The following is a 4,332-nucleotide window of genomic DNA, read 5'->3' as shown; positions in this document are numbered from 1 at the left end:
CCACCCCCTCCCCCTCCCCCCCCCCCCCCGCGCGCGCCCCGCACCGCTCGGGTCCGCGCCCCGGGCGGTGTCCCAGCCCCGGCCGGGCCGCGGCGGGGCGCGCGGCCGGGCACCGGTATCGTCCGTCGGCGGTGCGTGCCCGTGGCGCCGTGCCCACCAGGTGTGGAAGCCCGCCGTCGCGGCCAGCGCGGCCGCCGAGATCACCAGGAGTGCCGGGCCGTCGGGCCCGTGCCCGACCAGGTTCGCCACTACGTCCGCCACCGCGACGGCCGTGAAGAGGGCGGCGAGTTCGACGACGTCCCGCCGCCAGTGGTGCACCGGACGTCCGTGTTTCGTCCGCGTCACATCAGACATGTTTCGATTCATGCAGCCACTGTGAAGGAAGGGTGTTGCGTGATCACGAACGACTTGTGACCGATGGGTAAAGCATGCTTCTGCCCCATTTGCTGTTCTTCTGTCATCGGGCGGAGCCGGTCAGGGTGTCCCGGAGCCGGCGTGCCTGCGTCACCAGCCGCGACGAACCGCGCCGGGCGGCGGTCCCGGCGAGATGCGGCAGCTCGCCGCGCGCCCCGGACCGCTCGGCGCACTCGGCGGCCACGGTCAGCAGATCACCCAGCCCACGCGATGAGGTGGCCACGACGGTCGGCCCGGCCGCACCCACCGCCCCTGCCGGTGCGGCCGTCGCGAGGTCCGCGAGCAGTACGGGAAGGGTGTGGCGCAGCATCCCCCATATCGTCGCGTTCGCCCCCGTGGCCGCCGCCGTCCGGGCCGACTCGGCGAGCCGGAGCGGCTTCACCGCGCCGCGCCGGACGAGCTGGCCGAGGTCGGCGCCCAGCCGCTCGGTGTCGAGCTGTCCGCGTGCCGCGAGCACCAGCAGCGCGTCCACGGCGGCGAGCCTGTCCTCCGCCTGCCGTGCGCCCAGGCCGTACGCGAGACACAGATGCACGCTCTCGCCCGCCTCCCCGCCGGACTCGGCCAGCAGCGGGAGGGCGGAGGTGCCGCCCCGGCTGTCGTTCACGGCCGCCCTGGAGAGGTCGTGCACCATCCGTGCGGCGACCAGCTCGCGGCGCTCCGGGAGCGCGGCCAGCCAGTGCGGGCGTATCCCCTCGTTCCAGTGCGAGCAGTACCCGCTCTCCCCATAGGCGGCCAGCGGTCGGCCCAGTCTCCGGAACCCGGCGGGGAAGTCCGTCTGGAGTTCGAGAAGTTCGCCCAGCTCGACCACGATCCGGGTCGCCGAGACCCGCCGCCTGACCACGGGCAGGTCGGGCCCCTCCGCGGACAGCCAGCCGGCCAGCCGGTCTCCCTCCGCCGTGTGGAGGGCCGCCGCCCGCCGTGCCGCCGCGGCGGCCGCCGCCCGGTCCGAGCGCCGCACCCGCAGCAGCGCCTGGGCGAAGTCGGCCGCCGAGACACGGGCGCCCAGGCGCCGGTAGGCGTCGAGGCGGTCCACCAGCTCGTCCGGCTCCAGGAGTCCCGTGCTCCAGGTGGGCCTCGACAGCAGCAGCGGCAGCGGATCGGTGCGGAGCCGGTAGGCCACCTCGCGCAGCCGGGCGTCGAACACCTGGGAGAGGCCACCGTGTACGCAGCCGGGGCCGGTCGAGCCGCTCCGGAGCGCACTGTGGAGCGTGGCGGTCTTCACCCTTCCGCACAGCGCCGCGAGGACGAGGTCGAGACCGTCCTGGGTGCCGTGGAGCTCGTTGTGCGCGTCGAAGTACGAGTCCGCGTGCCGCCACCGGCCCGGTTCCGTTGTGTGCCACCAGCGCCGGCCGGCCACCGGCCCGAGCGCGTCCAGCAGGGCGTCGACGTTCTGGTACGCCTGGCGCACCAGGCCGTCCAGCGCCCGCTCGAAGGCGGCAACGTCACCGCCGGCGGCCAGCAGGGCGCCCACCTCCTCGGCCAGCTCGACCGCCGTCCCGGGCGCCGTGGCGAGGCGCACCGGCCCGGGGGCGGCGGGCAACACCTCCTCGTACGCCACCGGTTCCGGGACCATGGCCGCGATGCCCAGGGCGTCCGCCGCACGGCTGCGCAGAGAAGGCGTCAACTGCTGTGCCGCGATGGCGATTTCGGACCGGACGTCGTCGGAGTCGAGCCTCTTCGCGTGCCGTGCGACCAGCTTGAGCGCGCGCTCCTGCACCTGGGTGTCCTCGTGCCCGAACGCCTGGGCGGCGGTGGGGAGCAGCTCCGCGGCCGCGGCCGGATCACGGGACAGCACCTTGCCGAGCAGCACGAGCTGGGCCCGGACCAGCTTCTTCTCGCTGCGGAACAGCACCCCTTCGGAGGCCTCGGCGACCTGGCGCGGGGTCAGCTCCCCGTCCAGCGCGAGGGCGGCGAGGACCGACTGGGCGTGGGCGGCGACGGGGGAGACGGCGTCGCGGGCCAGAGCGGTCCAGTCGGCGGTCCGGTCCCGCTCCTCCTCCCTGCTGAGGTCGAGCCGGACCAGCAGGGGGAGGAACACCCGGTGGTCGGTGGCACCGCCGCCGCGCAGGAGACGGGCGACGCAGGACTCGATCATGGTCGCACGGTCGAGGAGGCCTGCCCGGGTCAGCGCGGCAAGAGCGCTCTGCCAGGAGTCCGGCCCGTCACCGAACAGCCAGCCGATGCCCCTGAGGTCGTCGAGTTCGAAGAGGGCGGCCACGAGCGGAACCAGGTCCGTTTCCCCACGCAGCCGTTCCACGAGGGTGCCGCCGCGCCAGGTGGCGCCTACGTGCTGGACCCAGCCCCGCACATAGGCGTCCGTCGCCGGGACGGCGCAGCCCGAACGGTGGACCAGTCCGCACATCAGCTCGTACGGCACGTTCGCCGTCTCGGGCCGCTGCGCCAACCGGTGCGCCACATCGGTCAGCCAGCCGTTGTCACGGCCTTCCAGCACGCGCAGCAGCACCTTGGCCGGCGCGGAGGACCAGCGCATGTCCGACGCGGCGATCCAGCTCGCGGCGGCCGCCGCCCCCGTGTGGCAGGCCGCCCCCGCGGCATGCAGCGCCGGATGGGCACGACGCGATCCGCCGTCCCAGGGAGCCGCCCTCAGCTCCTTGCGCAGCGCTTGCAACTCCGGGACAAGGGATCGCCGTTCGGAATCCGGCATCCCGTCGAGCAGCTGCACCACCTCGGCGACCCGCCCCGCCCGTACCGCCTCCATCACCGCACTCATCGCACACCCCCGTCGACTCCCGCCGGATCCCGCTCCACGGCGGCGCCCCGGCGCACCATCCGTACCGCCAGCGCGTGCTTGCACGGTCCACGCCCGCCCCGGTACTTCGCCCACCACAGACAGCTGCAGCTGAGCACTCCGGCCGCGTCGCGCACCCGGTGCACATGCCCGTCCTCGGCGGTCACCGTCCCCAGTGGGCCGTCCAGGGCGACCGCGCCCGCGTCCACCAGCGCGCGGGCCGAGCGCAGCCGCGGATTGTGGCGCTCGACGCGCGCGGCGTCGTACGGCAGTTCGCGGTGGAAGTAGGCGGCCTCCGCCGTGTCGTAGCCGACGCGGCCGGAGGTGCCCAGGCGCACCAGGGCCGCGCGGACCCGCTCCACGGTGAGGCCGGACGCCTCGGCGAGGTCGGCGACGTCGACGCGGGGCTCCCACGCCAGGAGCACCTCGATCAGCTCCGCGTCCTCGGCGGCCTCGTCCGTCGCCAGCGCGTCCAGGACGCCCCCCTCGCCGGAGAACCCGCGTGCGGCGTCGGGGGACAGCGTGAGCGTGAGCCGCATGCCCGGCAGCACCACCTCCCAGGCTGCCGCGGTGGCGTCACCGACGGCACCGGAACCGGTGAGCGCGGGGCCGTACACCCGCAGTGCCGTCGCGTGCCGCAGTACCCGCTGGAGCGCGGCCAGCCGCTCGGGACCGGGCAGGCCCACGGCGCCCGGCACCGGCCGGGTCGTCGGCCGCAGCCCGCGGCCCACCGGAACCACCCAGCGCGGACCGCCCGCGGCGCGCCGCGCCCCGCCGGCCCGAGGGAGCCCACGGAGGAACCGCACCGCCTCGGCCGCCGGCAGCTCGGCGCGCAGGTCGAACCCGGCCGCTGTCACCTGTGCCTCCGCGAAGCCGCGCAGCCACCGGTCCGGCAGCGGCACCTTCTTCTCCACCACCGGTCCGTCCGTCGAGGATTCCAGCACGGAGGGTTGGCGATAGGCCACGGCCTGTACAGATCGCGTCATGGGAAAAACGGTAGAGGCGACCACTGACAATCGACTCTGACCTGCGAATACGCGCCGGAAAAGGGGAGTTGGGCCATACGGCCGTGGGGGGGGGCGGGGGGGGGGGCGCGGGGGGGGGGGCCGCCGCGCGGGTTTGTGGGGGGGGGGGGGGCCCCGCGGGCGCGCCGCCGGGCGGAGGCGGCC

At 75.3% G+C, this 4,332-nt stretch carries 1 protein-coding gene and 2 pseudogenes; all 3 read right to left on the bottom strand.

The window, feature by feature from the left end:
• A pseudogene (locus ACFW2E_RS36240) lies at nt 1–354 on the bottom strand (GNAT family N-acetyltransferase); the annotation flags it as partial.
• Between the two features lie 103 nt (nt 355–457).
• Complete coding sequence (locus ACFW2E_RS36235; protein WP_384473081.1) at nt 458–3,145, bottom strand: DUF6493 family protein; 2,688 nt, start codon at nt 3,143–3,145, stop codon at nt 458–460.
• Nucleotides 3,142–4,098, bottom strand: a pseudogene (locus ACFW2E_RS36230) (SWIM zinc finger domain-containing protein); the annotation flags it as partial. The gene ACFW2E_RS36235 and the pseudogene ACFW2E_RS36230, both read right to left, overlap by 4 nt.
• Between the last annotated feature and the right edge of the window lie 234 nt (nt 4,099–4,332).

It is taken from the genome of Streptomyces sp. NPDC058964 (assembly GCF_042741275.1).
Classification (GTDB): Bacteria; Actinomycetota; Actinomycetes; order Streptomycetales; family Streptomycetaceae; genus Streptomyces.
Note: the sequence above shows the minus strand (reverse complement) of the source record. Positions and strands in the feature narration are given on the sequence as shown.